General features: G+C 60.0%; 30 protein-coding genes. 17 read left to right on the forward strand and 13 right to left on the reverse strand.

The features are described from left to right. Nucleotides 1-100 precede the first annotated feature (100 nt). The 6 genes from BZL43_RS11335 (at nucleotide 101) to BZL43_RS11360 (ending at nucleotide 3,734) form a co-directional block, all read left to right on the forward strand. Nucleotides 101-505 carry an antitoxin Xre-like helix-turn-helix domain-containing protein gene (locus BZL43_RS11335; protein ID WP_063342700.1) on the forward strand — a complete coding sequence of 135 codons (405 nt, stop codon included), beginning with the start codon at nucleotides 101-103 and terminating at the stop codon, nucleotides 503-505. After that, nucleotides 499-1,191: an RES family NAD+ phosphorylase gene (locus BZL43_RS11340; RefSeq protein ID WP_095632390.1), complete on the forward strand. Its 693-nt coding sequence runs from the start codon at nucleotides 499-501 to the stop codon at nucleotides 1,189-1,191. The genes BZL43_RS11335 and BZL43_RS11340 overlap by 7 nt, the downstream gene beginning before the upstream one ends. Nucleotides 1,192-1,308: 117 nt before the next feature. Then, nucleotides 1,309-1,614 carry a DUF2282 domain-containing protein gene (locus BZL43_RS11345; protein ID WP_095632391.1) on the forward strand — a complete coding sequence of 102 codons (306 nt, stop codon included), beginning with the start codon at nucleotides 1,309-1,311 and terminating at the stop codon, nucleotides 1,612-1,614. 25 nt (nucleotides 1,615-1,639) lie between these two features. Then, nucleotides 1,640-2,494: a DUF692 domain-containing protein gene (locus BZL43_RS11350; RefSeq protein WP_095632392.1), complete on the forward strand. Its 855-nt coding sequence runs from the start codon at nucleotides 1,640-1,642 to the stop codon at nucleotides 2,492-2,494. Further along, nucleotides 2,491-3,252, forward strand: a complete 762-nt coding sequence (locus BZL43_RS11355; protein ID WP_095632393.1) for a DUF2063 domain-containing protein — start codon at nucleotides 2,491-2,493, stop codon at nucleotides 3,250-3,252. The genes BZL43_RS11350 and BZL43_RS11355 overlap by 4 nt, the downstream gene beginning before the upstream one ends. Continuing rightward, nucleotides 3,249-3,734, forward strand: a complete 486-nt coding sequence (locus BZL43_RS11360; protein ID WP_095632394.1) for a DoxX family protein — start codon at nucleotides 3,249-3,251, stop codon at nucleotides 3,732-3,734. The genes BZL43_RS11355 and BZL43_RS11360 overlap by 4 nt, the downstream gene beginning before the upstream one ends. Before the next feature lie 62 nt (nucleotides 3,735-3,796). Here BZL43_RS11360 and BZL43_RS11365 read toward each other — a convergent pair whose 3' ends face one another. Further along, a complete protein-coding gene (locus BZL43_RS11365; RefSeq protein WP_095632395.1) occupies nucleotides 3,797-4,711 on the reverse strand; it encodes a LysR family transcriptional regulator in 915 nt (304 codons plus the stop codon). A 107-nt stretch (nucleotides 4,712-4,818) separates the two neighbouring features. Between BZL43_RS11365 and BZL43_RS11370 the strand changes: the two genes are divergently transcribed. The 3 genes from BZL43_RS11370 to BZL43_RS11380 all read left to right on the forward strand — a co-directional run bounded on the left by BZL43_RS11370 (nucleotide 4,819) and on the right by BZL43_RS11380 (nucleotide 7,924). Then, a complete protein-coding gene (locus BZL43_RS11370; protein WP_095632396.1) occupies nucleotides 4,819-5,418 on the forward strand; it encodes a short chain dehydrogenase in 600 nt (199 codons plus the stop codon). Nucleotides 5,419-5,558: 140 nt separating this feature from the next. After that, nucleotides 5,559-6,215, forward strand: a complete 657-nt coding sequence (locus tag BZL43_RS11375) for a COG3650 family protein (protein WP_095632397.1) — start codon at nucleotides 5,559-5,561, stop codon at nucleotides 6,213-6,215. A 95-nt stretch (nucleotides 6,216-6,310) separates the two neighbouring features. Continuing rightward, a complete protein-coding gene (locus BZL43_RS11380; RefSeq protein ID WP_095632398.1) occupies nucleotides 6,311-7,924 on the forward strand; it encodes an NAD(P)/FAD-dependent oxidoreductase in 1,614 nt (537 codons plus the stop codon). 125 nt (nucleotides 7,925-8,049) lie between these two features. Here the strand turns inward: BZL43_RS11380 and BZL43_RS11385 are convergent, their stop codons facing one another. Next, nucleotides 8,050-9,147, reverse strand: a complete 1,098-nt coding sequence (locus BZL43_RS11385; RefSeq protein ID WP_177409326.1) for a PLP-dependent cysteine synthase family protein — start codon at nucleotides 9,145-9,147, stop codon at nucleotides 8,050-8,052. A gap of 246 nt (nucleotides 9,148-9,393) precedes the next feature. On the opposite strand from BZL43_RS11385, the gene nhaA reads away from it, so the two are divergent. Further along, a complete protein-coding gene (nhaA, locus tag BZL43_RS11390) occupies nucleotides 9,394-10,581 on the forward strand; it encodes a Na+/H+ antiporter NhaA (RefSeq protein WP_095632400.1) in 1,188 nt (395 codons plus the stop codon). A gap of 284 nt (nucleotides 10,582-10,865) precedes the next feature. Beyond that, a complete protein-coding gene (locus tag BZL43_RS11400; RefSeq protein ID WP_095632402.1) occupies nucleotides 10,866-11,090 on the forward strand; it encodes a hypothetical protein in 225 nt (74 codons plus the stop codon). A 121-nt stretch (nucleotides 11,091-11,211) separates the two neighbouring features. Here the strand turns inward: BZL43_RS11400 and BZL43_RS11405 are convergent, their stop codons facing one another. Continuing rightward, a complete protein-coding gene (locus BZL43_RS11405; RefSeq protein WP_007906703.1) occupies nucleotides 11,212-11,676 on the reverse strand; it encodes a glycine zipper 2TM domain-containing protein in 465 nt (154 codons plus the stop codon). A gap of 169 nt (nucleotides 11,677-11,845) precedes the next feature. Between BZL43_RS11405 and BZL43_RS11410 the strand changes: the two genes are divergently transcribed. Then, a complete protein-coding gene (locus BZL43_RS11410) occupies nucleotides 11,846-12,082 on the forward strand; it encodes a hypothetical protein (protein WP_095632403.1) in 237 nt (78 codons plus the stop codon). A gap of 10 nt (nucleotides 12,083-12,092) precedes the next feature. Here BZL43_RS11410 and pdxH read toward each other — a convergent pair whose 3' ends face one another. From pdxH to dinG, 5 genes are all read right to left on the reverse strand, one after another. After that, on the reverse strand, nucleotides 12,093-12,740 hold the full coding sequence (pdxH, locus tag BZL43_RS11415; RefSeq protein WP_095632404.1) for a pyridoxamine 5'-phosphate oxidase: 648 nt from the start codon (nucleotides 12,738-12,740) through the stop codon (nucleotides 12,093-12,095). Nucleotides 12,741-12,764: 24 nt separating this feature from the next. Continuing rightward, nucleotides 12,765-13,862, reverse strand: a complete 1,098-nt coding sequence (locus tag BZL43_RS11420) for an OmpA family protein (protein ID WP_095632405.1) — start codon at nucleotides 13,860-13,862, stop codon at nucleotides 12,765-12,767. Nucleotides 13,863-13,974: 112 nt separating this feature from the next. Beyond that, nucleotides 13,975-15,120 carry a serine hydrolase domain-containing protein gene (locus tag BZL43_RS11425; RefSeq protein WP_095632406.1) on the reverse strand — a complete coding sequence of 382 codons (1,146 nt, stop codon included), beginning with the start codon at nucleotides 15,118-15,120 and terminating at the stop codon, nucleotides 13,975-13,977. A 202-nt stretch (nucleotides 15,121-15,322) separates the two neighbouring features. Then, entirely contained in the window at nucleotides 15,323-17,845 is a 2,523-nt protein-coding gene (locus BZL43_RS11430; RefSeq protein ID WP_095632407.1) for a beta-galactosidase, read from the reverse strand. A 96-nt stretch (nucleotides 17,846-17,941) separates the two neighbouring features. Next, nucleotides 17,942-20,086, reverse strand: a complete 2,145-nt coding sequence (gene dinG / locus BZL43_RS11435; protein WP_095632408.1) for an ATP-dependent DNA helicase DinG — start codon at nucleotides 20,084-20,086, stop codon at nucleotides 17,942-17,944. A 100-nt stretch (nucleotides 20,087-20,186) separates the two neighbouring features. Here dinG and BZL43_RS11440 point away from each other — a divergent pair, with 100 nt between their 5' ends. After that, nucleotides 20,187-20,645 (forward strand): CopD family protein, encoded by a 459-nt coding sequence (locus BZL43_RS11440; RefSeq protein ID WP_095632409.1) that lies wholly within the window; start codon nucleotides 20,187-20,189, stop codon nucleotides 20,643-20,645. A 111-nt stretch (nucleotides 20,646-20,756) separates the two neighbouring features. Here the strand turns inward: BZL43_RS11440 and BZL43_RS11445 are convergent, their stop codons facing one another. From BZL43_RS11445 to BZL43_RS11460, 4 genes are all read right to left on the reverse strand, one after another. Next, a complete protein-coding gene (locus BZL43_RS11445; RefSeq protein ID WP_095632410.1) occupies nucleotides 20,757-21,515 on the reverse strand; it encodes a collagen-like protein in 759 nt (252 codons plus the stop codon). Then, nucleotides 21,508-21,786 carry a DUF1145 domain-containing protein gene (locus tag BZL43_RS11450; RefSeq protein ID WP_095632411.1) on the reverse strand — a complete coding sequence of 93 codons (279 nt, stop codon included), beginning with the start codon at nucleotides 21,784-21,786 and terminating at the stop codon, nucleotides 21,508-21,510. Before BZL43_RS11450 ends, BZL43_RS11445 begins: the two co-directional genes overlap by 8 nt. Before the next feature lie 148 nt (nucleotides 21,787-21,934). Beyond that, complete coding sequence (locus BZL43_RS11455; protein ID WP_095632412.1) at nucleotides 21,935-22,648, reverse strand: OmpA family protein; 714 nt, start codon at nucleotides 22,646-22,648, stop codon at nucleotides 21,935-21,937. Between the two features lie 90 nt (nucleotides 22,649-22,738). Then, nucleotides 22,739-23,434 (reverse strand): OmpA family protein, encoded by a 696-nt coding sequence (locus BZL43_RS11460; RefSeq protein ID WP_095632413.1) that lies wholly within the window; start codon nucleotides 23,432-23,434, stop codon nucleotides 22,739-22,741. Nucleotides 23,435-23,634: 200 nt separating this feature from the next. On the opposite strand from BZL43_RS11460, the gene BZL43_RS11465 reads away from it, so the two are divergent. The 4 genes from BZL43_RS11465 to BZL43_RS11480 all read left to right on the forward strand — a co-directional run bounded on the left by BZL43_RS11465 (nucleotide 23,635) and on the right by BZL43_RS11480 (nucleotide 25,385). Further along, nucleotides 23,635-24,132 (forward strand): DUF6231 family protein, encoded by a 498-nt coding sequence (locus tag BZL43_RS11465; RefSeq protein ID WP_095632414.1) that lies wholly within the window; start codon nucleotides 23,635-23,637, stop codon nucleotides 24,130-24,132. A gap of 4 nt (nucleotides 24,133-24,136) precedes the next feature. Beyond that, complete coding sequence (locus tag BZL43_RS11470) at nucleotides 24,137-24,613, forward strand: YchJ family protein (protein ID WP_095632415.1); 477 nt, start codon at nucleotides 24,137-24,139, stop codon at nucleotides 24,611-24,613. Between the two features lie 71 nt (nucleotides 24,614-24,684). Beyond that, nucleotides 24,685-25,170 (forward strand): LEA type 2 family protein, encoded by a 486-nt coding sequence (locus BZL43_RS11475; protein ID WP_095632416.1) that lies wholly within the window; start codon nucleotides 24,685-24,687, stop codon nucleotides 25,168-25,170. Between the two features lie 5 nt (nucleotides 25,171-25,175). Next, entirely contained in the window at nucleotides 25,176-25,385 is a 210-nt protein-coding gene (locus BZL43_RS11480; protein ID WP_007906737.1) for an SEC-C metal-binding domain-containing protein, read from the forward strand. A gap of 200 nt (nucleotides 25,386-25,585) precedes the next feature. On the opposite strand, the gene BZL43_RS11485 is transcribed toward BZL43_RS11480, so the two are convergent. Further along, a complete protein-coding gene (locus BZL43_RS11485) occupies nucleotides 25,586-26,143 on the reverse strand; it encodes a cysteine hydrolase family protein (protein WP_095632417.1) in 558 nt (185 codons plus the stop codon). Between the last annotated feature and the right edge of the window lie 118 nt (nucleotides 26,144-26,261).

The raw sequence follows: 26,261 nt of genomic DNA on the forward strand, positions 1-26,261 counted from the left end.
AATGAAAATCCCCGTAGGAGCTGCATATTCACAATACAAGCTTGCCCTACAGATACATTATTCATATATTTGCATCTACAGACCAATACAAGTGATCGCCATGACAGCAACCTCCCAGGCACAAGCCTTCAGCAAAGACCAGTGCGTGACGGGTTTGCGAGCGGCTGTAGGCATACTCGAAAAGTGGCAAGCGTCGAGCGATCAGGCCTGTCGTATCTTGCGCATTTCCCGCAGTACCTATTCCCGGGCAAAGCAGCGCGATCCCGATTGGTCCGTCAGCCTGGATTCGGACCAGATGCAGCGCATCAGTTTTATTCTCAACATCCATGCCACCCTGCGCCTTGTCTTCGACAACCCTGAAAACGTCTATGGTTTTGCGGCAATGGCGAACGAGAACGAGTTCTTCAACGGGCGTAGCCCCCTCGAAATCATGTCCCAAGGCGATATGATTTCCCTGTACGAGACGTTTCGACGGATCGACATGCTGCGAGGCGCACAATGGTAACGGTGAGCCAGCTGGCCATATTGGCCGGTGAACAGTTACAGGCCTACCGATTGATCAATTCGAAATTTCCGCCCATTGCACTGTTTGACGACGTGGCAAACGCGGACGAATTTGATGTGCTGTATCAGATCCAGGCCCTCACCAATCCGAGGCTGCAAAATGAAGTCGGCCGGCTTGAGCTGATACCGCGTGCGCAAATTCCCTTCGGCATCCCCGGGTGCTCTTACGCAATCGCTCCTTTCACCCACATCAACCCAGCAGGTTCGCGCTTCAGCGATGGCAGTTTCGGCGTGTTGTACCTGGCGGCTTCGATGGACACCGCACTGGCCGAGGTGCGTCATCATCAGAACCAGTATTGGTCGAAAGTCCAGGGGCTCAATTACGAGAGGTTTGTTTTCCGCGGGTTATCCTGCATTTTCGTTGACGAAGCCATGCGGGACGCCGTGTCCATCGCGATGGACGATCCAATCTACGATCCTGTCGATTACACGCACTCCCATCGCTTGGGAAAGGCCATCAAGGATGCCGGAATCCCTGGTCTGCGGTACAACTCCGTGCGCATGCAGGGGAGCCACTGCTGGGCATTGATGACTCCCAGCCCTCTCTCATCGATCACTCAAACAGCCCACTACGAGATGATCTGGAATGGTCAGATCACCAGCGTCAATAAACTCAGCATTGCCTGACGACCTTATCGGCAAAAAATTTTATGGGTGGCCTGTAACGCATCGTCCTGTCGTTTCTCTAGAGCAGTAAGCAAGCACAAACGCTTGCCAACCCAAGCTCAATTTCGGAGAAACATCATGACTGCTACCACCCGCACCCTGTCCGCCACCGCCCTGGTGCTGGCCCTCGGTTCTGCCCTGAGCATCGCCGCTGTGTCCACTGCCCATGCCGCTGACGACAACATGGAAAAATGCTTCGGCGTGGCCATGAAAGGCAAGAATGATTGCGCCGCAGGTGCTGGTACTACTTGCGCCGGCACGGCAAAGACCGACTATCAGGCCAATGCCTGGAAATACGTCCCCAAGGGCACCTGCGTCACGACGATGAGCAAAACTTCGCCGACCGGTTTCGGCCAGTTGGAAGCCTACAAAGCCAAGTCGTAATCCACGCCCAGCCTGAGCGTCGACCATGAACCATTCATCTTCAGGGCTCCCGCCCCGCTCCGGGCTGGGGCTCAAGACCGAGCACTTTCGTGAAGTGCTCGGTGCACAACCGGACATTGGCTTCTTCGAAGTCCACGCCGAAAACTACATGGTGGCCGGCGGCCCGTTTCATCATTTTCTGGGGTTGATCCGCGAGCGATATCCGCTGTCGTTGCACGGCGTTGGCCTGTCCATTGGTGCCGAAGGTCCGCTGGATCTTCAGCACCTGCAAAGGCTTGCCGCGCTGATCGAACGCTATCAACCCCAATCCTTTTCCGAACACCTGGCCTGGTCCAGCCATGGCCCGGTGTTTCTCAATGACCTGCTGCCCCTGGCCTACGACGCGCCGACGCTGAACCGCGTCTGCGAGCACATCGATCAGGTGCAGAGCTTCCTCAAACGGCCAATGCTGCTGGAGAACCCGGCGACGTATCTGGCGTTCCAGCGCTCGACCATTGATGAAGCCGACTTCATCAGCGAAGTCATTCGCCGTACCGGCTGCGGCCTGCTGCTGGACGTCAACAACGTCTACGTCTCCTGCATCAATCACCAAAGGGATCCGCTGGCCTACATCGACGCACTGCCGCTGGACGCAGTGGGAGAGATTCATCTGGCCGGGTTTGCCGAAGACACCGACAGCCTCGGCGACCGTCTGCTGATCGACGATCACGGCGCGCCCATCGATAACGCGGTGTGGACGCTCTACCGGCAAGTGCTGGAGCGGGTTGGTCCAATTGCCACGTTGATCGAGCGCGACAACCAATTGCCGGCCTTCAGCGTGCTGCATGCCGAAGCCCGCCAGGCCGATGAATGGCTGCATGGCGCGGGGAGCCGATCATGAGCACTCAAGCTGCGTTTGCCGCCGCCTTGCTCGATCCGCAACAACCCTGCCCTGACGGTTTGCTCAGCGCCAATGGTGCCGATCCGGCCAGCCGCTTCGCGGTGTATCGCAACAATGTGCAGAGCTCGCTGATCAACGCCCTGGCTGACAGTTACCCCGTGGTTTCGCAGTTGGTGGGCGAAGCGTTCTTTCGGGCGATGGCGGGATTGTATGTGCAGCATTGCCCGCCTCAAGGCCCACTTATCAACGATTACGGCAAGGACTTCGCCGAGTTCATTGACAGTTTTGAGCCGGCAGCCAGCGTGCCGTATCTGGCCGATATGGCGCGGCTGGAGCGGTTGCGCGTGCAGGCCTATCACGCCGCCGATGCGCAGCCCCTGAGCCATGCACAAATCGCTGACGCGTTGTCGGACCCGCAGGCGCTGAGCGAACTGACGGTCGTGTTTCATCCCTCCTTGAATCTGTTGACTTCAGCTTTTGCCGTGGTTGCGATCTGGGCCGCGCATCAACAGGACGACGCGACGCTGGCCGGGATTGACATTGACCATGGGCAACATGCGCTGGTGTTGCGCAATGGCCTGGAGGTTGAAGTTTTCGCCATCGACCACGGCGCCAGCACGTTCATTCAGAACCTGCGACTCGGCCAGCCTCTGGCCCAAGCGCTGGAAACAGCACCCGCCTTCGACCTCAGCCAAACCCTGGCGCTGTTGATCAGCCACAACGTCATTACCCATTTACATCACCAGGTATCGCCATGATCCTTCATCAAAATCCCATTGCCCGCGCCATCGAGTGGCTGGAAAAAATCCCCCACAGCCTGATTGCCTTTATCGCGCGCTTTTCCATTGCCGCGGTGTTCTGGAAGTCCGGACAAACCAAGGTGGAAGGCCTGGCCATCGACTTGGTCGATGGCACGTTTCAACTCGGTGTACCAAGGCTGGCGGACTCGACCATCCCGTTGTTCCAGAGCGAATATCGCCTGCCGCTGCTCTCCCCGGAACTCGCGGCGCACCTGGCAGCCTTCGCCGAGCATTTTTTTCCCGTGCTGATCCTGATCGGCCTCGCCACACGGTTTTCGGCGTTGGCGCTATTGGGTATGACCCTGACCATTCAACTGTTCGTGTACCCCGATGCTTATCCTACCCACGGCACTTGGGCAGCGGTGTTGCTGTACCTGATGGCGACCGGACCGGGCAAGCTGTCGATTGATCATCTGATTGCCAAGCGTTACGCCCACTAACCGCGAACCATTGCCGGATGGATTCCCTGTAGGAGCTGCCGACGCCGATTGTCATTAGCCCGTTACCGCGACAGCCGAGCCAACGCCTCGCCACTGCGCTTGAACCAATCCGTCAAATAATCTGCCAGCACTTGAGTACGTTTTGGCAAACCGCCTTGATACGGGTGCACCAGGTACATCGGCATGCTGCGAGTCTGATAATCGCGCAGCAGCCAGCGCAATCGCCCATCAGCCAGCTCCTCTTGCAACAGGTACGACGGCAAACGCGCAATGCCCGCATCCGCCAGCGCGGCTTTCTTCAAGAGGTTGTAATGGTTGCTGGCAAACGTTCCCGAGACTCGCACCCGCAGTAACTCGTGTTGCTGGTGATAGAGCCATTCTTCGCGACCGCTGTAATGGCTGTTGAGCAGGCAGCGGTGTTCGGCCAGTGCCGGAGGCGTCAAGGGTTCACCGAATCGTTCAAGGTACACAGGGCTGGCGCAGGTCATCTCGTGCCAGGCCAACAGCGGGCGGGCGACCAGGCGTTCGTCGTTGGCCACTTCCGAGCGGATTGCCAGATCGAAACCGTCCCGGGACAGGTCGCGGTAGTTATTGTTGAGTTCCAGTTCGATCTGCACCTGAGGGTATTGCCGGGAAAACTCCAGCAGCGCGCCGTCAAAGAAGGTTTCCCCCAGCGAAACCGGAACCGTCATCCGCACAGGGCCAGCGATATCGTCCTTCAACCTTGCCAACGCCTGACGCGCTCGCTCGACTTGAATCACCAATGCCTGGGCTTGCGGCAACAACGCCGCACCCGCCGCCGTCAGGCTCAAGCGGCGCGTGGTGCGTTGCAGCAACACCACGGCAAACCGCGTTTCCAGCAGGCTGATGCGCTTGGAAAGTTGCCCTTTGCTGCAACCCAGTTGCTGGGCGGCCAACGTGAAACTGCCCGCTTCGATCAACACCGCAAACGCCGCCAGGTCGTCCATTTCGCTCATGGGGATTGTTTCCATTTGAAAACCAAAGGTTGCCTATTAGCCCGCTTATCAAGGGGAAAAACCACTCTAAACTTAGATTTAAATCCAGCCCATTCAGGTACAGCACGATGAAAATTCTTTTGATTGGCGCTTCTGGCACCGTCGGTTCAGCCATTGACCATGAACTGTCCCAGCGCCACGAAATCGTCCGTATCGGCCGTAAAAGCGGTGAATTCCAGGTCGACATCAGTGACAGCGCCTCGATCCGCAAACTGTTCGAACAGACCGGCAATTTCGATGCGCTGATCTGCGCCGCCGGCAGCGTCAACTTCGTGCCGTTGGCGACCATGACCGAACAGGACTTCGAGCTTGGCTTGCGGGACAAGTTGATGGGCCAGGTCAACTTGCTGCTGATCGGCCGGGAATTCGCCAATGACGGCGCCTCATTCACCTTCACCACTGGCATCCTCAGCCACGATCCGATCCGTACGGGCAGCTCGGCTTCTCTGGTCAACGGCGCCCTCGACAGTTTCGTTCGTGCAGCGGCAATCGAACTGCCGCGCGGTCTGCGCATCAACTCGGTCAGCCCGAATGTGCTGGCCGAAGCCATGGGCAGCTACGCCCCGTACTTCCGTGGTTTCAAACCGGTTCCCGCCGCTGAAGTGGCGCTGGCCTACGCCAAAAGCGTGGAAGGCTTGCAGACCGGCCAGACCTACCACGTCGGCTAAACCGCCAAAATCAAGAGATCGCAGGCTTCGCCAGCTCCTGCAAAGGCCCGGCGTACCTCCTCTCGGACGGGAGGGCATTGCAGGGTTGTGATGAGCGGTCAGCCTGAGTAACGTGGCGGCACTTGTCAGGAGACTCAAAGATGCGTGTTGCCCGTTCCTTAGTGCTTGCTGCCCTGCTTCCGCTGTTCGCCGCCTGCCAATGGCTGGATGGCCCGCGCGAAAGTGCTTCCCATGTGGGCCAGACCCGCCTGCAGGGCCAGTTGACGGCGGCCGACGGCAAGTTGCTGTTCCAGCCGTGCAATGAGCAGCGCAGTTTGGTGGTCAACGACACGGGTGGCACCAGCGTCCTGCAAGAAGCCGCAAGCCTGGCCGATGATCAGGGCAAGCTGTTCGCCGACGTGCGCGGCCGGATCACCGCCAGCGGCCAGCTGGATCTGGAGCAGTTGTACCGCGTCGAACGCTCGGGCACGGCGTGCGACGATCCAGATTTCAAGCAGCTGACGCTGCGCGCCGCCGGCCATGGCCCGGAATGGAGCGTCAAAGTCAGCGGCAAAGGCATGGTCATCCACCGCGCCGGTCAGCCGCCCCTGGCCCTGCCGTACGTTGAAGAACAACTGGGCGATGGCCGCTTTAACCTCAGCACGGAAGCCAATAACCAGCGCATCGAGCTCTGGGTTGCGCCGCAACGTTGCGTCGACACCAGCACCGCCAGCGTGCAGCACATGAGCGCCGAGCTGCGCATCAATGGCCAGGTGCAACGCGGCTGCGGGTATTTTGGCGGATCGCGTAACGACTGATCGTTTTTGCCTCACGGGAATCGTCCGTTGAGGCTTATAATCGCGGGCTTCAAACGCCTTGGCGCAGTTGTGCGCCCCGCGAACCGGATCCCGTCATGTTACGAATCACCGAACTCAAGCTGCCGATCGACCATCCCGAAGAAGACCTGCGCCCTGCCATTGTGCAGCGCCTGGGCATCGCCAGTGATGACCTGCTCGATTTCACCTTGTTCAAGCGCAGCTACGATGCGCGCAAAAAATCCTCTGAACTGTGCTTCATCTACACCATCGATCTCAACGTTCGCGATGAAGCATCGGTGCTGCACAGGTTCGCCGATGACCGTAACGTCAACGTGGCGCCGGATGTCAGCTACAAAGTGATTGGCCAGGCGCCCGCTGATCTTGAGCAGCGTCCTGTCGTCGTGGGTTTCGGCCCGTGCGGAATCTTCGCCGGCTTGCTGCTGGCGCAAATGGGCTTCAAGCCGATCATTCTCGAACGTGGCACCGAAGTGCGTCAGCGCACCAAGGACACCTGGGGCCTGTGGCGCAAAAGCGTGCTCAACCCCGAATCCAACGTGCAATTCGGCGAAGGCGGCGCGGGCACGTTCTCCGATGGCAAGCTCTACAGCCAGATCAAAGACCCGAAATTCATCGGTCGCAAAGTCTTGCACGAGTTCGTCAAGGCCGGCGCGCCGGAAGAAATCCTCTACGTCAGCAAACCGCACATCGGTACGTTCCGTCTGACCGGTGTCGTGGAAAACATGCGTGAGCAGATTCGCGCCATGGGCGGCGAAGTGCGCTTCCAACAGCGCGTCACTGACGTTTTGATCGAAGATGGCCAACTGGTCGGCGTCGAGCTCAACGGCGGCGAGCAGATCCATTCGAAACACGTGATTCTGGCCCTCGGCCACAGCGCCCGGGACACCTTCCGCATGCTCCACGGTCGTGGCGTGTACATGGAAGCCAAGCCGTTCTCGGTGGGTTTCCGCATCGAGCACCCGCAATCGCTGATCGACCGCGCGCGCCTGGGCAAATACGCCGGGCACCCGAAACTCGGCGCTGCCGACTACAAACTGGTGCACCATGCCAGCAACGGTCGTTCGGTCTACAGCTTCTGCATGTGCCCGGGCGGCACCGTGGTGGCGGCGACCTCCGAGCCGAACCGCGTAGTCACCAACGGCATGAGCCAGTACTCGCGTAACGAGCGCAACGCCAACTCCGGGATCGTCGTCGGGATTACGCCGGAAGTCGATTACCCGGGTGGCCCGCTGGCCGGCATCGAATTGCAGGAACGTCTGGAATCCCACGCCTTTGTACTGGGCGGCAGCAATTACGAAGCGCCAGCGCAATTGGTTGGCGACTTCATTGCCGGCAAACCGTCGACCGAGTTGGGCAGCGTCGAGCCGTCCTACAAGCCGGGCGTTGCCTTGGGTGATTTGGCCCTGGCGTTGCCGGCGTTCGCCATCGAAGCGATTCGCGAAGCCTTGCCGGCGTTCGAGAAGCAGATTCGTGGCTACTCGCTGCACGACGCCGTATTGACCGGGATCGAAACGCGTACCTCATCGCCACTGCGCATTACCCGTAACGAGTCGATGCAAAGCCTGAACGTGAAGGGCTTGTTCCCGGCGGGTGAAGGCGCGGGTTATGCGGGCGGGATTCTGTCGGCGGGTGTGGATGGTATTCGGATTGCCGAAGCGGTGGCCCGAGACATTCTTGGCCTCGAAGCCTAAGGAACGATCACACGCCCCTGTAGGAGCGAGGCTTGCCCGCGAAGAAGTTGACGCGGTCTTCCTGAAAGACCGCATTATCGTTCTTCGCGGGCAAGCCTCGCTCCTACGGGGGGCGGTGTCTGGTGTCAGATGTTTGCGCGCAACACGCTGGCCGGCAGCGGCTCGCCGCGCTCGACACTCGCCGCCACGGCATCCATCAAGCCACTCAACTCATACCCCTGGGCCTTGAGCCAGGCCTGATCGTAATAGGTGGTGGCATAGCGCTCGCCGCCATCGCACAAAATAGCCACGATCGAGCCCGACTCCCGCGCCACTTTCATTTGTTGCGCCGCCATCAACGCGCCGATCAGGTTGGTGCCGCTTGATCCGCCCACATGCCGACCCAAACGCTGCGCCAGGTAATGCATGGCCGCCAGCGACAACGCGTCCGGCACTTTGACCATCGCATCGATCACTTTGGGCAGGAATGACGCTTCCACTCGCGGCCGACCAATGCCTTCAATCCGTGACCCGCAATCCAGGCGCAAGCTGGCATCGCCAGTCTGGTAGTAATCGAAGAACACTGAACGCTCGGCATCGGCGCACAGCACGCGGGTGCAGTGCTGGCGATAGCGCACGTAGCGACCGAGGGTTGCGGTGGTGCCGCCGGTGCCGGGGCTGGAAATCAGCCAGCTCGGTTCCGGATGCCGCTCGAAACGCATCTGCTGGAAGATCGATTCGGCAATGTTGTTGTTCGCCCGCCAGTCAGTGGCACGCTCGGCGTAGGTGAACTGGTCGATGAAGTGCCCGTCGTGTTCGCGCGCCAGGCGTTCGGATTCGGCGTAAATCTGCGTCGGATCGTCCACCAGATGGCTGTTGCCACCGTAGAAAGCGATCTGCGCGATCTTTTCCTTGGACGTGCTGGCAGGCATCACCGCAATAAACGGCAAACCCAGCAACCGAGCGAAGTACGCCTCGGAAATCGCTGTCGAACCGCTGGACGCTTCGATCACCGGCGCACCGGGTTTGAGCCAGCCGTTACACAAAGCGTAAAGAAACAACGAGCGCGCCAACCGATGTTTCAGGCTGCCAGTGGGATGGCTCGACTCATCCTTGAAGTACAACTCGATCCCCGGCAACCCCGGCAGCGGCAAGGGAATCAGGTGGGTATCGGCGCTGCGCTGGAAGTCGGCTTCGATGATCCGGATGGCTTCGCGGGCCCACTGTCGGTTGTCGCTCATGATGGTTTTCTCGTTGAATCAGGCAGGGTCGGCCTAGTTGCAAGGCTCAGCCCACAAGCTTAGGAAAGAACCTACATCATGCACAGATACAGCTGAGGTCCAATACGTTTGGCAACTGCTAGGCTCAGACCTTTGTTGAGCACCCACGTTGTAACGGTATATAACAAAAAAGAATATAACTTTTGTTTTAACAACTAACGGTACGGGTTAGGGTGTGCCACCTTTTGAATTCATCGATGGAGAGCGACCTTGCCTCTGCGTAGCACGTTCACGCGTTTCTTTCAGTTGGAAGCTGCCAGCGGTCTGTTATTGATCGCCGCCGCCGCTCTCGCCCTGATCATCAACAACTCATCACTGTCATGGCTCTATAGCGGGCTGCTGGACACCCCCGTGGTGGCTCAGATCGGCGCGCTGAAAATCGCCAAGCCACTGCTGTTGTGGATCAACGATGGCTTGATGGCCCTGTTCTTCCTGCTGATTGGCCTGGAAGTGAAGCGTGAAGTCCTCGACGGCCAGCTGTCGAAGCCCTCGCAAATCGTCCTGCCCGGCGCGGCGGCGATTGGCGGCATGGTGGTGCCGGCGCTGATCTACTGGTTCCTCAACCGCGACAATCCGTCCGCCCTGAGTGGCTGGGCCATTCCGACCGCCACCGATATCGCCTTCGCCCTCGGCGTACTGGCCTTGCTCGGCAAACGCGTGCCGGTGTCGCTGAAACTGTTCCTCATGACCCTGGCGATCATCGACGACCTGGGCGCGATCATCATCATCGCGATCTTCTATTCCGGCGCACTGTCGACCTTGTCCCTCGCGTTGGCCGCGGCCTGCATCGCAGCGTTGATCGGGATGAATCGTCTCGGCGTGGTCAAGCTTGGGCCTTACATGATCATCGGGCTGATCCTCTGGATCTGCGTGCTCAAGAGTGGCGTACATGCCACGCTGGCTGGCGTGACCCTGGCCTTCTGCATTCCACTGCGCACGAAAAACGCCGAGCCTTCGCCGCTGCTGTCCCTGGAACATGCCCTGCATCCATGGGTGGCCTACGGCATCCTGCCGCTGTTCGCCTTCGCCAACGCCGGCCTGTCCCTGAGCGGCGTGACCGTCGACAGCTTCACCCACGACGTACCCATGGGCATCGCCGTCGGCCTGCTGCTGGGCAAGACCGTCGGTGTCTACGGCCTGACGTGGCTGGCGGTAAAAATCGGCATCGCCACCCTGCCCCAAGGCGCCAATTGGGGCCAGATCATGGGCGTGGCGATCCTTTGCGGCATCGGGTTCACCATGAGCCTGTTCGTCGGCTCCCTGGCCTTCGTGCCCGGCACCAGTGAATACGCCGGGATGGATCGAATGGGAATTCTGACCGGCTCGATACTGGCGGCATTGATCGGTTATGCGGTGACGGCGGCAGCGAGTCGCAAGAACACCGCCCTGCCTTCCTGAGCGATAGAGAACACTCTTAGCGACATTCAGGACTCGTCCTACAGCCACGCTTAGCCACGTTCGTTAACGTCGTGCAGCCCCTCTTTCAGGGGTTGCCGATGGATCAGCGAAAGGACAATCAGTGGCTGGCAACAAGGACATCCCCCGGGTTAAAAACCCACCGTCAGGCGATGGGCATCACGTCACCCACCGCTACATGACGGCCACCGAACTGGCCGAGCGCGATGCCAGGCAAAAACTGGCACTCAGAACAAACCAGCAGATCCAACAAGGAAGGTCGAGCCATGAAGCACTTAATTATGGGGGTTCCGAAAGGCGAGGATTTTCCTTCATTTGAGAAGCAGATCCCTATTTCCACCATCGAACTCAAACTGATTATGGGCTGGGAGAAAGACGAAGACTCATTACATGACTATCGCCTTACCGAACAACAAATCATCGGTATAGAAAAAGCATGCTCACTCGATCTGCCTAAAAATCTCGAATTATTTCTGACATCACACGACTAACGAGTTATCGAAACGACTTGCATGCGACGTCTGCCAGTACCCACGCCATCCATAAACAATCCCAATAACAAAAACCCCGACCAGTCACCTGATCGGGGTTTCTTTTACCCTACATTCCCGCTTAGTGCGTAACGCGGCTGGTGCCATCAACCGTGGCAATCCGCACCCGCTCGCCCACGCGGAACACTTCATTTGGCTGAACTTCCTGCACGTAGGCGCGCATGCTGCCATCGTCTTCGCGCACGGTGATTTCAACACCTTGCGTACGGGTCAGGCCTTCTTCGGCAGCCGAGCCTATCAGGCCGCCGGCGACAGCGCCGATGACCGCTGCGACGATGCTGCCGCGACCGCCGCCGATGGAGCTACCGCCGACACCACCCACGGCGGCGCCCGCGACGCTGCCGATCGGGGTTTTGGTGCCTTCGATTTTCACCGGACGCAGCGCTTCGATGGTGCCCATGCGAATCGTCTGCACACGACGCGCTTCGTCACGGGAGTAGGAGTCACCGGTCAGGCTCGATTGGCAGCCAGTGAGCAACATCGCCATCGTGGAAAAAGAAGCAACCAGTAGAACAGACTTACGCATAGCATCAAACTCCATAGGACAGGTATCCATTAAACTCCGCAGCTTGACGCCTGTCACGGCATTGCCCGGATAAAATTGGTTTCATTCAGGCCCGATACAGGCGCTTTATCGAACTCGGCATACAGTAGCGCCAAAATACGAAATCTGCGCCATCGACCCAAGGATTTTCATGGATTACTTCATCATTGTTGTCACGACCGTCGCCGGCTTGTACTTCCATTGGTGGCTGTACGTGCGGATCAAACGCTGGATGGACCGCGATCTGGCGTTGTCACTGGCGGGGCAAGACGAACAGAAAAGAGCCTTCATGCTCCAACAACTGGCGAACGCTCAAGCGCAGAAGATCAAGCGGCGGGACCTGCCCCAGTGGCTGGCGGCCGCTGCGGCAGGGTATTCCAATCGGTAGGCTATTTACGTTACGGCGCCAGACGCTCACGAACCCAGTCGGTGCCTTGCAAGCGATAGTTGAGGCGATCGTGCAGACGGCTCGGACGGCCCTGCCAGAATTCGATGCGCTCGGGTAGCAAACGATAACCGCCCCAGTGTTCGGGGCAGTGAGGCTGAGTATCGCTGAAACGTTGCTCGGTGTTCTTGAGCAGCGCTTCCAGTTCACCGCGATCGGCGATCACCCGGCTCTGTGGCGAGGCCCAGGCACCGAGACGGCTGCCCAGAGGACGAACCTGATAATAAGCGTCGGACTCTTCAGGCGTGACCTTCACCACCCGCCCTTCGATACGCACCTGGCGCTCCAGGGCCGGCCAGAAGAACGTCATGGCCGCAAATGGATTGGCCGCCAGTTGCTGACCCTTGTCGCTTTCATAATTGGTGAAAAAGGTGAAGCCCTGCTCGTCCAGGCCCTTGAGCAGCAGGATGCGGCAATGCGGCCGCCCCTGCTGATCGACGGTGGCCAGCGTCATCGCATTCGCCTCCACCGGCACTTGTTCGGTGTTCACCGCGTCGGCAAACCATTGATGAAACAGTTCGAACGGCTCGGCCGGGGCTTGTGCCTCGGTCAGGCCATCTCGGGTGTAGTCGCGACGCATATCTGCCAAGGGCCGGGTCATGGCGCATTCCTTTTGGTTAACGAATCACTTCTTTGTGTCATCGGCGACAGCGACTTTCTTGGTGTCGACCGCCGCTTTGGCTGGCGCAGTCTTTTTCACCACGGCTTTTTTGGCTGGCGCCTTGGCAGCCGGCTTCTTGGCCGGGGCCTTTTTCGTCGCCGGCACAGCCGCTTTCTTCGCAGCAGGCGCCGGGGTCACAGGCTTGGCCACTGGCTTGATGTCTTGCGCAGCGATCATGGTTTTCACCGGTGCCGGAGCCGGCATGTTGTACTTGCTCAGCAACGCGACCATGGTGTTTGCTGGCGTCACCAACAGCTCGACGCGACGGTTCAGGGCACGCCCTTCAGAACTGTCATTGGCGGCACGTGGAGCCTCGCCACCCATGCCACGCAACATCAGGCGATCACGCTGTAGGCCGCTCAGACGGAAGATCGCCGCCACCGCTTGGGCGCGCTCCTGGCTCAGCTTCACGTTGGCCGGTGCAGCGCCTGTCGTATCACTGTGACCGAGTACCAGCACGGCAGTCTTTGGATCGACTTCGAGGATTTTCGCGACACGGGTGAACGGGCCGAGGGTTACCGGCAGCAGCATGGATGGACGATCAGGGTTGAACGAGCCTTCTACCGGCGCCGTAACGACCAGCACGTTTTCGCGGCGCTCGAGTTTCAGGTTGCTGTCCTTGATCGCCTCGCGCAGGCGCGGTTCGTAATCGTCGAGCCAGGCCTGGGTGACTTTCGGGTCGGGCATCGGCACGGCCTTGGCGGTGCTTTGCTCCTTGCCGCCAAACGGCCACCACCAGTTGCCACCGGCATCGGCTTCAGCCTTGGCCACAGCGACCGGCTTGGTTTCAGGTTTAACGTCCGGTTTCACGTCCGGTTTGGCCACTTTGTCGGCAGCGTCATCGGAACCGAATGGCCAATACCAAGGGGATGCACTGTCAGCTTTGGCGACGGGTGCTGTTGCAGCAGGTTTCAACGGAGCCGGGGCCGGTTCTTTGGTCGCAACCTTGTCGGAAGAGCCAAACGGCCACCAGCTGCCACCGTCTGCATCATTTTGTGGGGTTTGTGCGCAACCGGTGATAGCGAAGCACAGGGCCAGGGCGAGCGTTTTATTGGATGACATCGGATATCCACAAAATGAAGTAATGAAAAATCAAACCGGGTTAGCCCGGATAAACAGCGCTTTGAAACCACAAAGGCTTTCGGGTTCCGGCCCTGGCCCCCTTAAGCGTGATTTACAGACAAGTGGCCAGTACTCGCACCAGCTTTTGCGCTCGTGGATCCATCAAGACGTACGGCCCCAGGGTATTTGTCACAAAGCCGAAGGCAACATCATAGTGCGGGTCAGCAAAACCGATGGAACCGCCGGCGCCCGGGTGACCGAACGCCCGTGGGCCGAGGCCATAGGTGGCGTTGGGTACATCCGGTTGATCGAGCATGCAACCCAGGCCGAAGCGGGTCCGGGTCAGCAAAGTCTTGTCTTCGCCGACGCTGTGTTCGCGGGTCAGTTCCTCGAGCATTTCGCTTTCCAGCAGGCTACCGTCGAGCAAACCGGCGTAGAACCCGGCCAGGCTGCGGGCATTGCCATGGCCATTGGCGGCGGGCTGCTGCATGCGCCGCCATTCCGGCTTGTTGGTACTGGTCATTATAGACGGCGGGTTAGTGAAAGCCCGGGTGCTCATGGCCGTCGGCTCGCGCAGGGTCACTTGCAGCAAGCGCTGGGCCGCGGCATCGCCGAGGTTGCCCTTGCTCCGGGCAATGTGCGCCACGCGATGGAACTCTTTGTCGGCGAGGCCAACATGAAAATCCAGCCCCAAAGGCTTCGCGACCCGTGCCACGATGGACTCGCCCGGCCCACGACCGTCAGCGCGACGCAGCAATTCACCGACCAGCCAACCATAGGTGATCGCCGCATAACCGTGACCTTGACCCGGCGTCCACCAAGGCGCTTCGCCAGCCAGGGCATCGACCATGGTCTGCCAGTCGTAAAGTGCTTCTGGCGGCAGCAATTCGCGCAGAGCAGGCAGGCCCGCCTGATGGCAGAGCAAGTGGCGCAGTGTCACCGATTCTTTGCCGGCGGCAGCGAATTCGGGCCAGTAGCGAGCGACTGGAGCATCCAGTTGCAGCTTGCCTTCGGCTACCAGTTGCAGCGCTGTCACGGCGGTGAAGGTCTTGGTGCAGGAAAACAGGTTGGCAATGGTGTCGCTGTGCCAGGCCTCGGTGCCGTCCTTGTCGGCGGTGCCGCCCCAGAGGTCGAGAACGGTTTCCCCGCCAATGCGGATGCACAACGCCGCGCCACGCTCCTGAGGATCGTCGAACAGCGCCGCAAAAGCTTCGCGCACCGCTTCGAACTTAAGCTCGTAATGACCCTGAATCTGCACCCACAACGCTCCCGGATAAACGCTCTATAAAGTGGCCCGCATTGTTCCAGCCCTTGAGGGTTTTGGGAACAGGGCCGGGCCGGGCGGTCAATTCAAGATCAAGATCAAGATCAAAAGATCGCAGCCTTCGGCAGCTCCTACAGTGAGGCTGAGTACACCCCGTAGGAGTTGCCGAAGGCTGCGATCTTGGCGATTTCAGGAATCAATGCCCATTAGCAGAATGCCCACCCGCATGGCCGGCGCCCTGCTCTGCACCTTTGTCGGCAGCACCCTGCTTGCCGCCCTCGCCTTCATGGTTCCCGGCGGCTTTTTCCGCCTCGGCCCTGGCCTTTTCGGCCTCTTTGCCAAGTTGATCGACGGTCTGCAGATTGCTTTTGCGCACCGTGTCGACAAAGCCCTGGAACGGCAGGTCAGTAATACCCACCAGCCCGAAATGCCCGTTCTCGCCATCCAGCAGTCGACCGGTCACCGGTTGATCGAGGTACTGGAACCAGTGCACCCCGACAATCGACGGTTCGCTCATCGCCTGTTTGAGGAAATTGGCGTAGGCCGGGCCACGGTCTTCTTCTTTCGCCAGTTGGGTCACACCACCCCAGAACGGACCGCGATCCGTCGAACCGAAATTGAATTCAGTGATCAGCACCGGTTTGTCCAAGCTGCGCAGTCTGGCGAAGTCGTAACCGTCCTGGGGTTGCAGGGTGTACATATTGAAGCTCAGCACGTCGCAGTATTGCGCGCAGGACTCGACGGCTTCCGGGGTGCTGACGGCAAAACGGCCACCCAGTAACAACTGGTTCGGCGCATGCCACTTGAGCGAGTCGGAGACGGTTTTGAAGTAGGTGTCGGCGAACACTTTCTGGAAGTATTTGAAGTCGGCTTCGATTTCCGGGTACTCGGCACTCGGTTGCGGCGGAACGAAGCCTGGGTCTTCCATCAATTCCCAAGCCGGCAGATCGATGCCCCAGGCTTTGGAAAGGCCCGCCTGATTGCGGTACTTGTCACGCAGCTGTTTGAGGAAGGCACGTTTGGCCGGCACATCGGTGGTCATTTTCAAGGTCCCGTAGGCCAGCGCGTAACGGGCCTTCGGGTCATCGCCGGGACCGGCCCAGGCCAGTTCGTTGTCGGCGAAGTAACCGATCAGCCACGGATCGTCGCGGTGGTCGCGGGCGGCGATGGCCACGGCGCGCTCGGTGGCCATGGCGAAACGCGGATCGAACGGATCAGGCATACCACCCCACCAATCGGTGCCGGTACTGATGCTGGCGTAATCGCCGACGATCGACAGCGGCAAGGTGTATGGCACCCGGTCAGCATTGCCAAACACCGGGGCGCTCCAGTTACCGAGGGTGTTGAACCCCCAGGCTTGCAGGCGATCGAGGGTGTGACTGGCCCAACGCTTTTCGTCGAAAACCACTTTGCAAGGTTCGGCGCTCGTTTGCTCGGCCGCGTTTTCGACTGACGCTTCAACGGCGCCGGTCTTGGCCGCTTCGGCAACCCCGGCCGCGGATTCGGTTGCCACAGGATCGGCTGAGGGTGCGGCGGCCTTATCGGCCGTCGCCTCGACCGCATCGGCCTTGGCCGCTTCGGCGATACCGGCCTTGGTGTCGCTGCCCGGTGCACAAGGCTCGCCATAGAGGCGCTGCAGGTTGGCGCCATAGAAATCGTACCAGCGCCCGGCGTTGTAGGCTCGGCCCTGATCGGCGCCATTGCCGCCACGGTTGTCGCCTTCGCCGTAGTGGCTGGCAAGGGGCTCATCGGGTTGGGGCAGCGACTCGAACATCCATTCGCGACCGGCGACGTAGGTCTGGTTGACGTTCGGGGTCACCGTGTTGACGCCGAGAGAATAGAACGGATGCCCTTCCGGGGTCACCAGGTACCAGCGACCGTCACGTTTTTCGGTGCGGAAAAAGCCGCTGGCCTTGAATGCCAGGCCGTTGGTCCAGCCGCCGAACTTGTCCAGGGACTGCTTCTCGCGCTCGGCCAGCCAGGTTTTCAGTTGCTGCTGTTCTTTGGCCGCGGCGGATTTCAGTTGCTCGTCGCTGCTGACCTTCTCTGGCCATTTGGCCCGGGTCGATTGGCCGTAAGCGTCCACCAGGCCGCCATAAGCGGCCTTGGTGACAGCCTCGCCGTCCTGCACACCGAAGCGCTCAAGCAGGATGCTTTGGGCGACTTTGGGCTGATCCATCGACAAGGTCACTGACACCACTTGGCTGCGGTCCAGCTCACCGGCGCTGCTGGCCAGCAATACACGCTGGCCTTCGTAGTTGATCGGCATCGGCGGGCCGGCCTTCATGCCCTGGCTCAAAGGCGAACTCGGTTGCAGTGGCACCAACAGGGTTTGCGCCGGGCCGGCGGGCAGATCGACGCGGCTGACCAGGGTTTTGCCGTCGTTACTCTGGATGGTTAAGTTCAGGGTCACGGCCCAGTTCATCGCGCTCTGGATCCGCAGGCTCATGACGCCCGACTGCGACCAGTCCCAGGCACCGGTCTGCGGCGTCAGGCGCAAGGTCGGTCGCGCAGCCGGGTTGAAGGTCACGCGGCGCAGCACTTCGCCTTCGGCTGTTTGTTCGGCGTTGGCCTGCGGCAGGCTGGCGTCCTGGGTCGCCACCTGAACCACGTCGGCGGGACGCACAAAATTGAACAGCGTCTGCTGACCGGCAGGAGCCGCCAGCAAAGGGGCTGCGAACATCAGGGCAAAAACAGCGGGCAACGAACGGCGAATCATAGGAACGTGTTTCTCCCTAACGACCTTCAATAGGCCAGTGGAAAAGCATTGGCAGTGAGGTAGACAACGCGGTGGGCCAATTTGCCCACCGGCGTTTCAGGAAATTTCACGACGAAATGGCGGCAACGCATTGAGGATCGCTTTGCCGTAGCGCTGCGTGACCAGACGACGGTCGAGCAAAGTGATGGTGCCGCGGTCTTCTTCGGTCCGCAGCAAGCGACCGCAGGCCTGGACCAGTTTCAGCGAGGCATCTGGCACGGAGATTTCCATGAACGGATTGCCGCCACGGGCCTCGATCCATTCCGCCAGCGCCGCTTCGACCGGATCGTCGGGCACCGAGAACGGAATCTTGGCGATCACCACGTGCTCGCAGTACGCACCGGGCAAATCCACGCCTTCGGCGAAACTCGCCAGGCCGAACAGCACGCTGGAATCCCCGCCATCAACCCGCGCCTTGTGCTTGTTCAGGGTTTCCTGCTTCGACAGGTTGCCTTGAATGAACACTTGCTTGCGCCAGTCGCGGTCCAGACCGTCGAACACGTCCTGCATCTGTTTACGTGAGGAGAACAGCACCAGGGTGCCACGGGAACCTTCTACTAGTTGCGGCAGGTCGCGGATGATCGCTGCGGTGTGAGCCGGCGCATCACGCGGGTCGGCTTTGAGGTCTGGCACCCGCAGCACGCCGGCGTCGGCGTGATGAAACGGGCTCGGGACCACGGCGGTCACAGCCGTTTTGGGCAGACCGGCACGCATGCGGAAGCGGTCGAAGGTGCCAAGAGCGGTCAGGGTCGCCGAGGTCACCAGCGCCCCGTAAGCCACGTTCCACAGGTTGCGCCGGAGCATGTCCGCCGCGAGGATCGGGCTGGCATTGACCTCGATGTCGAACAGCGAACCGCTTTCGGCCAGGGTCAGCCAACGGGCCATGGGCGGGTTGTCTTCCGGGTCTTCGACGGTGAAGGCGGTCCACAACTCCCAGTTGCCCGAAGAACGCGACAACAGGCTGCCAAACAGCGGATACCACTCTTCGGCCTGGTTACTGGCGATGCCGATATTGACCTCGCCGTCCATGCCTTCCTTGAGCAGTTCGGTGAGCCGGGTAAACAAATCGGTCAGGCGGGCAAAGCCCTTCTTCAATTCAATGCCCATTTCGCGCATGTGTTCGGGAATCACCCCGCCGAGGAAACGGTGACGTGGCCGCTCGCGGCCTTCGACGTCTTCGCCGGGTTTGAACTCGGCGACTTGCTCGCAGGCGCTGAACATGAACTGCTGCTGGGTCTTGATCTCCCGGGCCAGCTCCGGCACCTGCTCGATCAACTTGCCCAGATCCCCCGGCAACGGGTGCTGGGCGAGTAATTTGGTGAGGTTCTTGGCAGTGGTTTCCAGCCAGTCGGCAGTGGAGCGCAGGCGCGTGTAATGCGCGAAGTGACCGATGGCCTTGTCCGGCAGGTGATGGCCTTCGTCGAACACGTAGATGGTGTCACGCGGGTCCGGTAGAACCGCACCACCGCCCAGGGCCAGGTCGGCCAGGACCATGTCGTGGTTGGTGACGATCACGTCGACCTTGCCCATGCCTTCGCGGGCCTTGTAGAAAGCGCACTGGCCGAAATTCGGGCAATGACGGTTGGTGCACTGGCTGTGATCGGTAGTCAGACGCGCCCAATCGGCGTCTTCCAGCGCGGTGGACCAACTGTCGCGATCGCCGTCCCACTTATTGCCGGCGAGCTTCTCGATCATGCTGGTGAACAGCTTCTGGCTGGCCTCATCGACTTCGATCTTGAAGCCTTCTTCTTCGAACAATTGCGCGGTAGCAGTCTGCGCGTGACCTTCCTGGAGCAACATATCCAGCTTGGACAGGCACATGTAGCGCCCGCGGCCCTTGGCCAGGGCGAAGCTGAAATTCAGCCCGCTGTTGCGCATCAGGTCGGGCAAATCCTTGTAGACGATCTGCTCTTGCAGGGCCACGGTGGCCGTGGCGATCACCAGACGCTTGCCGGCGGCCTTCGCGGCAGGGATGGCCGCCAGGCTGTAGGCCACGGTTTTGCCGGTGCCGGTGCCGGCTTCCACCGCGACAATCGCGGGGTCGCCACTGCGCCGGCCTTCGTCGTCGGTGTCGATGTCACCGAGGACTTTGGCAATTTCGGCGATCATCAGGCGTTGGCCGTAGCGCGGCTTGAGGCTCTTGGCTTCGAGAAAACGCGAATAGGCGCCCTGGATCGTGGTTTTGAGTTCGGTGCTGATCATTGGTTGTCGGGGCGCAAAAAATGCTGGATAAATTTTCAGTGGTTCGGATCGGCCGCTATCATACCCCGCTAATCAATCCCGCGCAGAACGGAGTACCTCAATGACACCTTTTGGCATCGTTTATACCCTGCACGTCCTCGCTGCCCTGGTGTGGGTTGGCGGTATGTTTTTCGCCTGGATGGTCTTGCGCCCCGCGGCGATGAAGGCACTCGAAGGCCCTGCCCGTTTGAAGCTGTGGGTGGAAGTGTTTCAAGGTTTTTTCCGTTGGGTCTGGATCGCAGTGGTGCTTTTGCCGATCAGCGGTGTGGGCATGATTCATCTGCAGTTCGCCGGATTTGAAGCGGCGCCGCGGTATGTGCAGGTGATGATGGGATTGTATGTGGTGATGACGGCGCTGTTCATCCGAATCCAGGCGTTGATGCTGCCGGAACTGCGCACGGCGGTGGCCGCTCAGGACTGGCCGACGGGTGCGGCGGTGCTGGGTAAGATTCGGCGGTTGGTGGGGATTAACCTGATGGTCGGGTTTGTGCTGGTGGCGATTGCGGCGGCGCGGCCGTGATCGTTCCCACGCTCTGCGTGGGAATGCCTCAAGGGACGCTCCGCGTCCAGTGACGCGGAGCGTCACGGGCTGCGTTCCCACGCAGAGCGTGGGAACGATCACTTGAGGGGTTTACAACCGCTGAATCGTCACTGAGCCCGCCACTCCCGCAGGCCCTGGCTGGCCGTCGACACCGGGGCGGCCGCTTTTGCCGCCATCGGCTTTATAGACGAAACAGCCCTTGGCCTTACCGCCCGCCCCTGGTTTTCCACCGAGCCCTGCGGTACCACCTTCCCCGCCCGCAATCTCGACCTTGATCTGCTCAGCGGGGTAATCACGCGGCACCTGCAGCCGAACCAGCGCACCTGGCGCTCCCGGCTGGCCATCACTGCCATTGCTGCCATCGGCGCCGCGACCGGCCTGGCCCCAGGTACAACCCGGTGCCTGACCATTAGCCCCATCGAGGCCGACAAAACCTGGAGCACCCGCGCCACCGCGAGCGTCTACCGACAATTGAGGCGCGTTCAATACTTTGATCTGCAAATCCAGATTGCGCCCGGAGCGAGCGGCCTTGAGGTATGTCCCCGGCGCGCCCCGTGCAGTGATCTGGCTGCCTTCAGCCAATTCGGCACGATTGATCTTCAATGCCAGAACTTGTGCGCTCGGCACAATGGCGATCCGCGCATCCCGTCCCAGGTGCAACTCACCGACCGTGACTTCGGTCACATTCGAAGGAATCAGCAAGGTGCCGTAATCGGCGACTTCCAACCGTTCCAGTTGCAGGGTACTGGTGGTGTTGGGCAAGCGCATCAGCGAGTTGGTTTCGACGCTCACCACCTGTGCGCAGGCCAATGGGCTGATAAATGCAGCGAGCAGACAGAGTTTACGCATGGGAGGCCTTCGAAGCGGCCGGGGCCGGAATGGTTTGCAGGTGGAAAACGCCGAAAAAGACAATCTTCAGGCGATCGCGCCAAGGGTGGGCTCGACCTTTGAGGCTGCGGTTGCAGAACACCAGCTCCAGAAGATGAAGCCCGGCCAACACACTGCCTGCAAAATTGATCAACAGGTTAAATGGATGAACGAATGGCATGAGCAGATTGGCCAGCAACACCAACCAGAACAGCAGGGTCAACAACTTCCCCAGCCCCCAAAACACCTTCATACGCTCCCCCGTTGAGAATTATTCTTTGCGCGCACAGTAACGGCTTACAGGCGGGATAAGCCAGAGGGCAACAAAAAATTCTTCCCGAAGGTCGCAGATGGGCCGTCGGATCAACCCGCATCGTTGTCCGACAGCTCTATGACAAGGCTCAGCGATTGATGTGCAACTCCACGCGACGGTTTTGCGCCCGCCCTTCTTCCGTGTCGTTATCGGCCACTGGCTGGCTTTCGCCCCGGCCTTCGCTGGTGAGTTTGTTGGGCGCGACGCCCTGGCTCAACAGGTAAGCCGCGACGCTGCTGGCACGACGTTCGGACAGTTTCTGGTTATAGGCGTCCGAACCCTGGCTGTCGGTATGACCGATGACTTTAATGCTCGCCACATCGGCGTTCTGCAGTTTGGCCATCAGCGAATCCAGCTCACTGCGCGCTTGCGGCATCAGCTCGGATTGGTTGTACGCGAACAACACGTTGCCGTTCAGGGTGATGACTTCGGAGACTGGAGGTTCAACAGGCTTCACGCTGGCCGGGTATTGCGGCAGCGGGCAACCGTGATGTTCGACAGGCGTATCGGCGGGCGTGTCGGGGCAGCGATCACGTCGATCGAAGACACCATCATCGTCTTCATCGCCATCCTGGGCGTAGCAGATCAGGCCACCGGTCAGGATCCCGAGCGCAGCTCCTCCCGCTGCCCAGGCACTACTTTCAATCGCGCCCAAACCGCCACCGACCAGTCCACCCATGACGCTGCAGATCGGCCAGGTACGTTGATTGAGGGGGGCGGTGCCATCGCTGCGAGTTGCACAACCGGTCAGAAGACTGCCCAGCAGCAGTACCGGTAAGACAGTCCTTGTGAGAACGCTCATTGTGAATGCTCCTGTGTCACCGGCCCATACCGGTCACACAGGAGTAAAGACCCGCATCCGCGACTGTACAAGCCGCGCAAAGGGAGAGGCCTAGCGGTTGATTTTGATTTCCGTGCGGCGGTTCATCGCACGGCCGTCAGCGGTTTTGTTATCGGCCACCGGCTGGCTTTCACCGGCACCGGTCACGGACACGAAACTGCTGCGTGGCACGCCTTGGTCAATCAGGTATTCCACCACTGAATGAGCGCGTCTATCCGACAGTTTCTGGTTGTAGGCATCGCTGCCGACGCTGTCGGTATGACCGGTGACAGTCAGTTGGGCGCTGGAGGATTCCTGTTTCAGGCGCGTGGCAATGGTGTTGAGTACGTCTTTATCGGCAGCCGTGAGCTTGGCCGAGTCGAACTGGAAGTGCACATCACGGATCACGATGACTTCTTCCTTGACCACTGCCACCTCCTCGACCACCGGCGCAGGCGCGGGCGGAGGGCAGCCGTTGGCATCGACCTGCACGCCTCGAGGCGTACCCGGGCACTTGTCGCGGCTGTCCGGTACGCCGTCGCCGTCTTCGTCGCCGTCACCATGCACCCAGCAATAAGCGGCTGCCGTGCCGCCAACCAGCAGCGCGCCATACCCCGCCCATGCCGAGCTTTCGGTCGCGCCGAGCCCTGCACCGATGACGCCACCGACCGCCGCACAGGACGGCCAGTCGGTTTTCTGCAAACCTGCGCAACCAGTCAACACACTGGTTAGCAGAACCAAGGGTAATGCTGTCCGAATTATGCTCATCTAGTTCTTCTCCTGAGGGATCGGCTTAAAACCGATTCCAGGAGTAAAGACCCGACTTTTAATCTCCGCCAGCAATAGGCCATTGCTGTTTTATCCTGTGTTCGCGGAAGATCGGCGCTTTTTGCCTAAACCCGCTAGAAGGGACGCTAGGCCCGGACGTTGGGGCAGGCTAATCTTGGCGCTCTGATTGAGGATCTTCGATGATTGCAGGTATTTCTTCGCGCACACCCCAGCAGGCGTTGGCCGCTTTGCTTGATCGTTATGCCCCGGCGCGTCTGCTGCTGATTGGCGCCAGCGAATTCCCCGCGCTAGAGGCATTCAAACTTGCGCACCCGGACAGCATCGTCGCCTGTGCGGCCCCTGGGCCACTGCCCGCCGACCTGGCGGCGCAACGGTTTGATCTGGCGCTGGTGGTCGATTGCCTCGAACATTTGCCCAAGCGCGACGGCCTGAATCTGCTCGGCGGGATACGCAACCTCAATGCCAGCCGCATTGCGGTGCTGGCTGACTTGCCCGCCTGCGGCTGGAAGGAGACGGACTTCTTCTCTCTGGCGTTGCAAGCCAGCGAACGCTTCCAGCGTGAAGATCAAGTACTGACGCTGTTTACCTACGATCTGCTTGACTATAAACAGGTGCCCGACTGGCTCAACTCACGCTTCTGGGCCAATCCGGAAAACTTCGGGAAATATTGGTGGTAACGCAATGAGTACATCCATTTGCCCTTGCGGCAGCGGCACGCCGCTCGATGCCTGCTGTGGCCATTACCATGCCGGCCATCCCGCCCCCAGCGCCGAAGTCTTGATGCGGTCGCGCTACAGCGCCTATGTACTGGGGCTGATCGACTATCTGGTGGCGACCACTCTGCCCGCACAACAGGCCGGCCTGGATCGTCAGTCGATCAGCGACTGGAGCGCCCAAAGCACCTGGCTGGGCCTGGAGGTCGAAAGCGCCGAAGTTTTCGGCGGTCAGCCGGAGCACGCTTTCGTCACCTTTACCGCTCGCTGGCACGACAGCAGCGGCGAACACAGCCATCGCGAACGCTCGTCATTCGTACAGAACGCCGGCCACTGGTACTTCATCGACCCCACCGTGTCACTCAAGGCCGGACGTAACGACGCGTGCCCGTGCGCCAGCGGGCAGAAGTTCAAGAAATGCTGCGCGAGTTACTTTGGCGCTTGAGGTGATCCCTGTACGTTCGCCTGTAGCAGCCTCGCAAGCTCGACAGCTGCTACGAGGGAGAAACACCGACCATGAACACCCGGCGGCGCGCATTACAGCTGTTCACCTTGCTCCTGTTTCTGGGGCTCGGTGGCTGTGCGTCGTGGTTCAGCGACGACCTGCCAGACCCGCAGGTGCATCTGGTCAAGGTCAAGGTGATCCGGGCCAATCTGCTGGAGCAAAAATTCCTGCTGCATTTTCGCGTCGATAATCCCAACGATCGCGACCTCACGGTGCGTGCCCTGGAATATCGCATTCACCTGGGGGATATATTGCTGGCCGAGGGTGAGCACGAACGCTGGTTTACGGTAGGCCCCAAACGCAGCGCTTATTTTAAAGTACCGATCCGCACCAACCTGTGGCCGAAAGTCCGGGACTTGGTGAAACTGCTGAAAAAAGCCGACCAACCAATTCCCTATCGGCTGGAAGGTGAGATGAAAACCGGTTTATTCATCGCGCACCACGTGCACCTGGCACGCAATGGCGTGATAATCGCCGCCGATTTAATTCCGGAGTAAGCCCGATGACCCAGCAACCTCATGTCCATGGCCCTGACTGCAACCACGATCATGACCATCACGATCACCATGATCACGACCATGGCCATGTCCACGGCCCGAACTGCGGCCACGCCCACCAGGAACCGGTGCGCAACGCCCTGAAAGACGTCGGCCGCAACGACCCTTGCCCATGCGGCAACGGCAAGAAATTCAAGAAGTGCCACGGCGCTTGATGCTTCGGGCGAAGATAATCTTCGCCTGTTGAATCGCTATCGCGGGCAAGCCTCGCTCCCACAGGGGTATCGTCGTTCACAGATTTCGCGTACGACACAATCTACTGTGGGAGCGGGCTTGCCCGCGATGACGGCGGCACATTCAATACAACTGTTTCAGTTAGATCCTCATCGCGGGCAAGCCCGCTCCCACAGGTTTTTTAGTCGGCCTGCAGAATTTTCGCGGTACTGACGACCGTCGCATACTCGCCATGCAAATTACCCAGCGACATCGCATGCACCTCCTCGGCTGAATGGGCATTGCCGAAAAAGTCCGCCTTGTCGAAGGTAAAGCACGCATCCTCGGCAACCCACGCTTCGAACCCCAGATTCCCGGCCGTTCGCGCCGTTGATTCCACCGAGTTGTGGGTCGCCACGCCAACGATGATAAACTGATCAATCCCCGCCTCGCGCAAACGTGCTTCCAGCCCCGTCGAACAAAACGCATCCGGCACCTGTTTCTGAATCAGCCATTCACCCATCGATGGCTGAAAACGCTCTTGAAATTCCACCCCCGATTGCTGCGGCCAGAACACTGAATCCTCTGAGCGGGACAGGTGCTGCACGTGAATCACCGGCCGCCCGGTTCGACGCCAATGCCCCAGCAGCTCCAGGATGCGCGCTTCGGCCTGAGGATTGTTTCGGCGGCCCAGCCTGGGATGCAGGATGCCTTTTTGTTGATCGATGATGATCAGCGCCGCGTTGGTCTTGAGCTCCATGCTGATTTTTCTCGTGCCGGGCCATTGAATTTCCCGCACTTCAGCATCACCTCCTCCCACTGGCAAGCCATCAACCGCAAACAGGACGACCTGATGCCGACGGTCGCTGTCCGTACCT

It is taken from the genome of Pseudomonas sp. PICF141 (assembly GCF_002286815.1).
Classification (GTDB): Bacteria; Pseudomonadota; Gammaproteobacteria; order Pseudomonadales; family Pseudomonadaceae; genus Aquipseudomonas.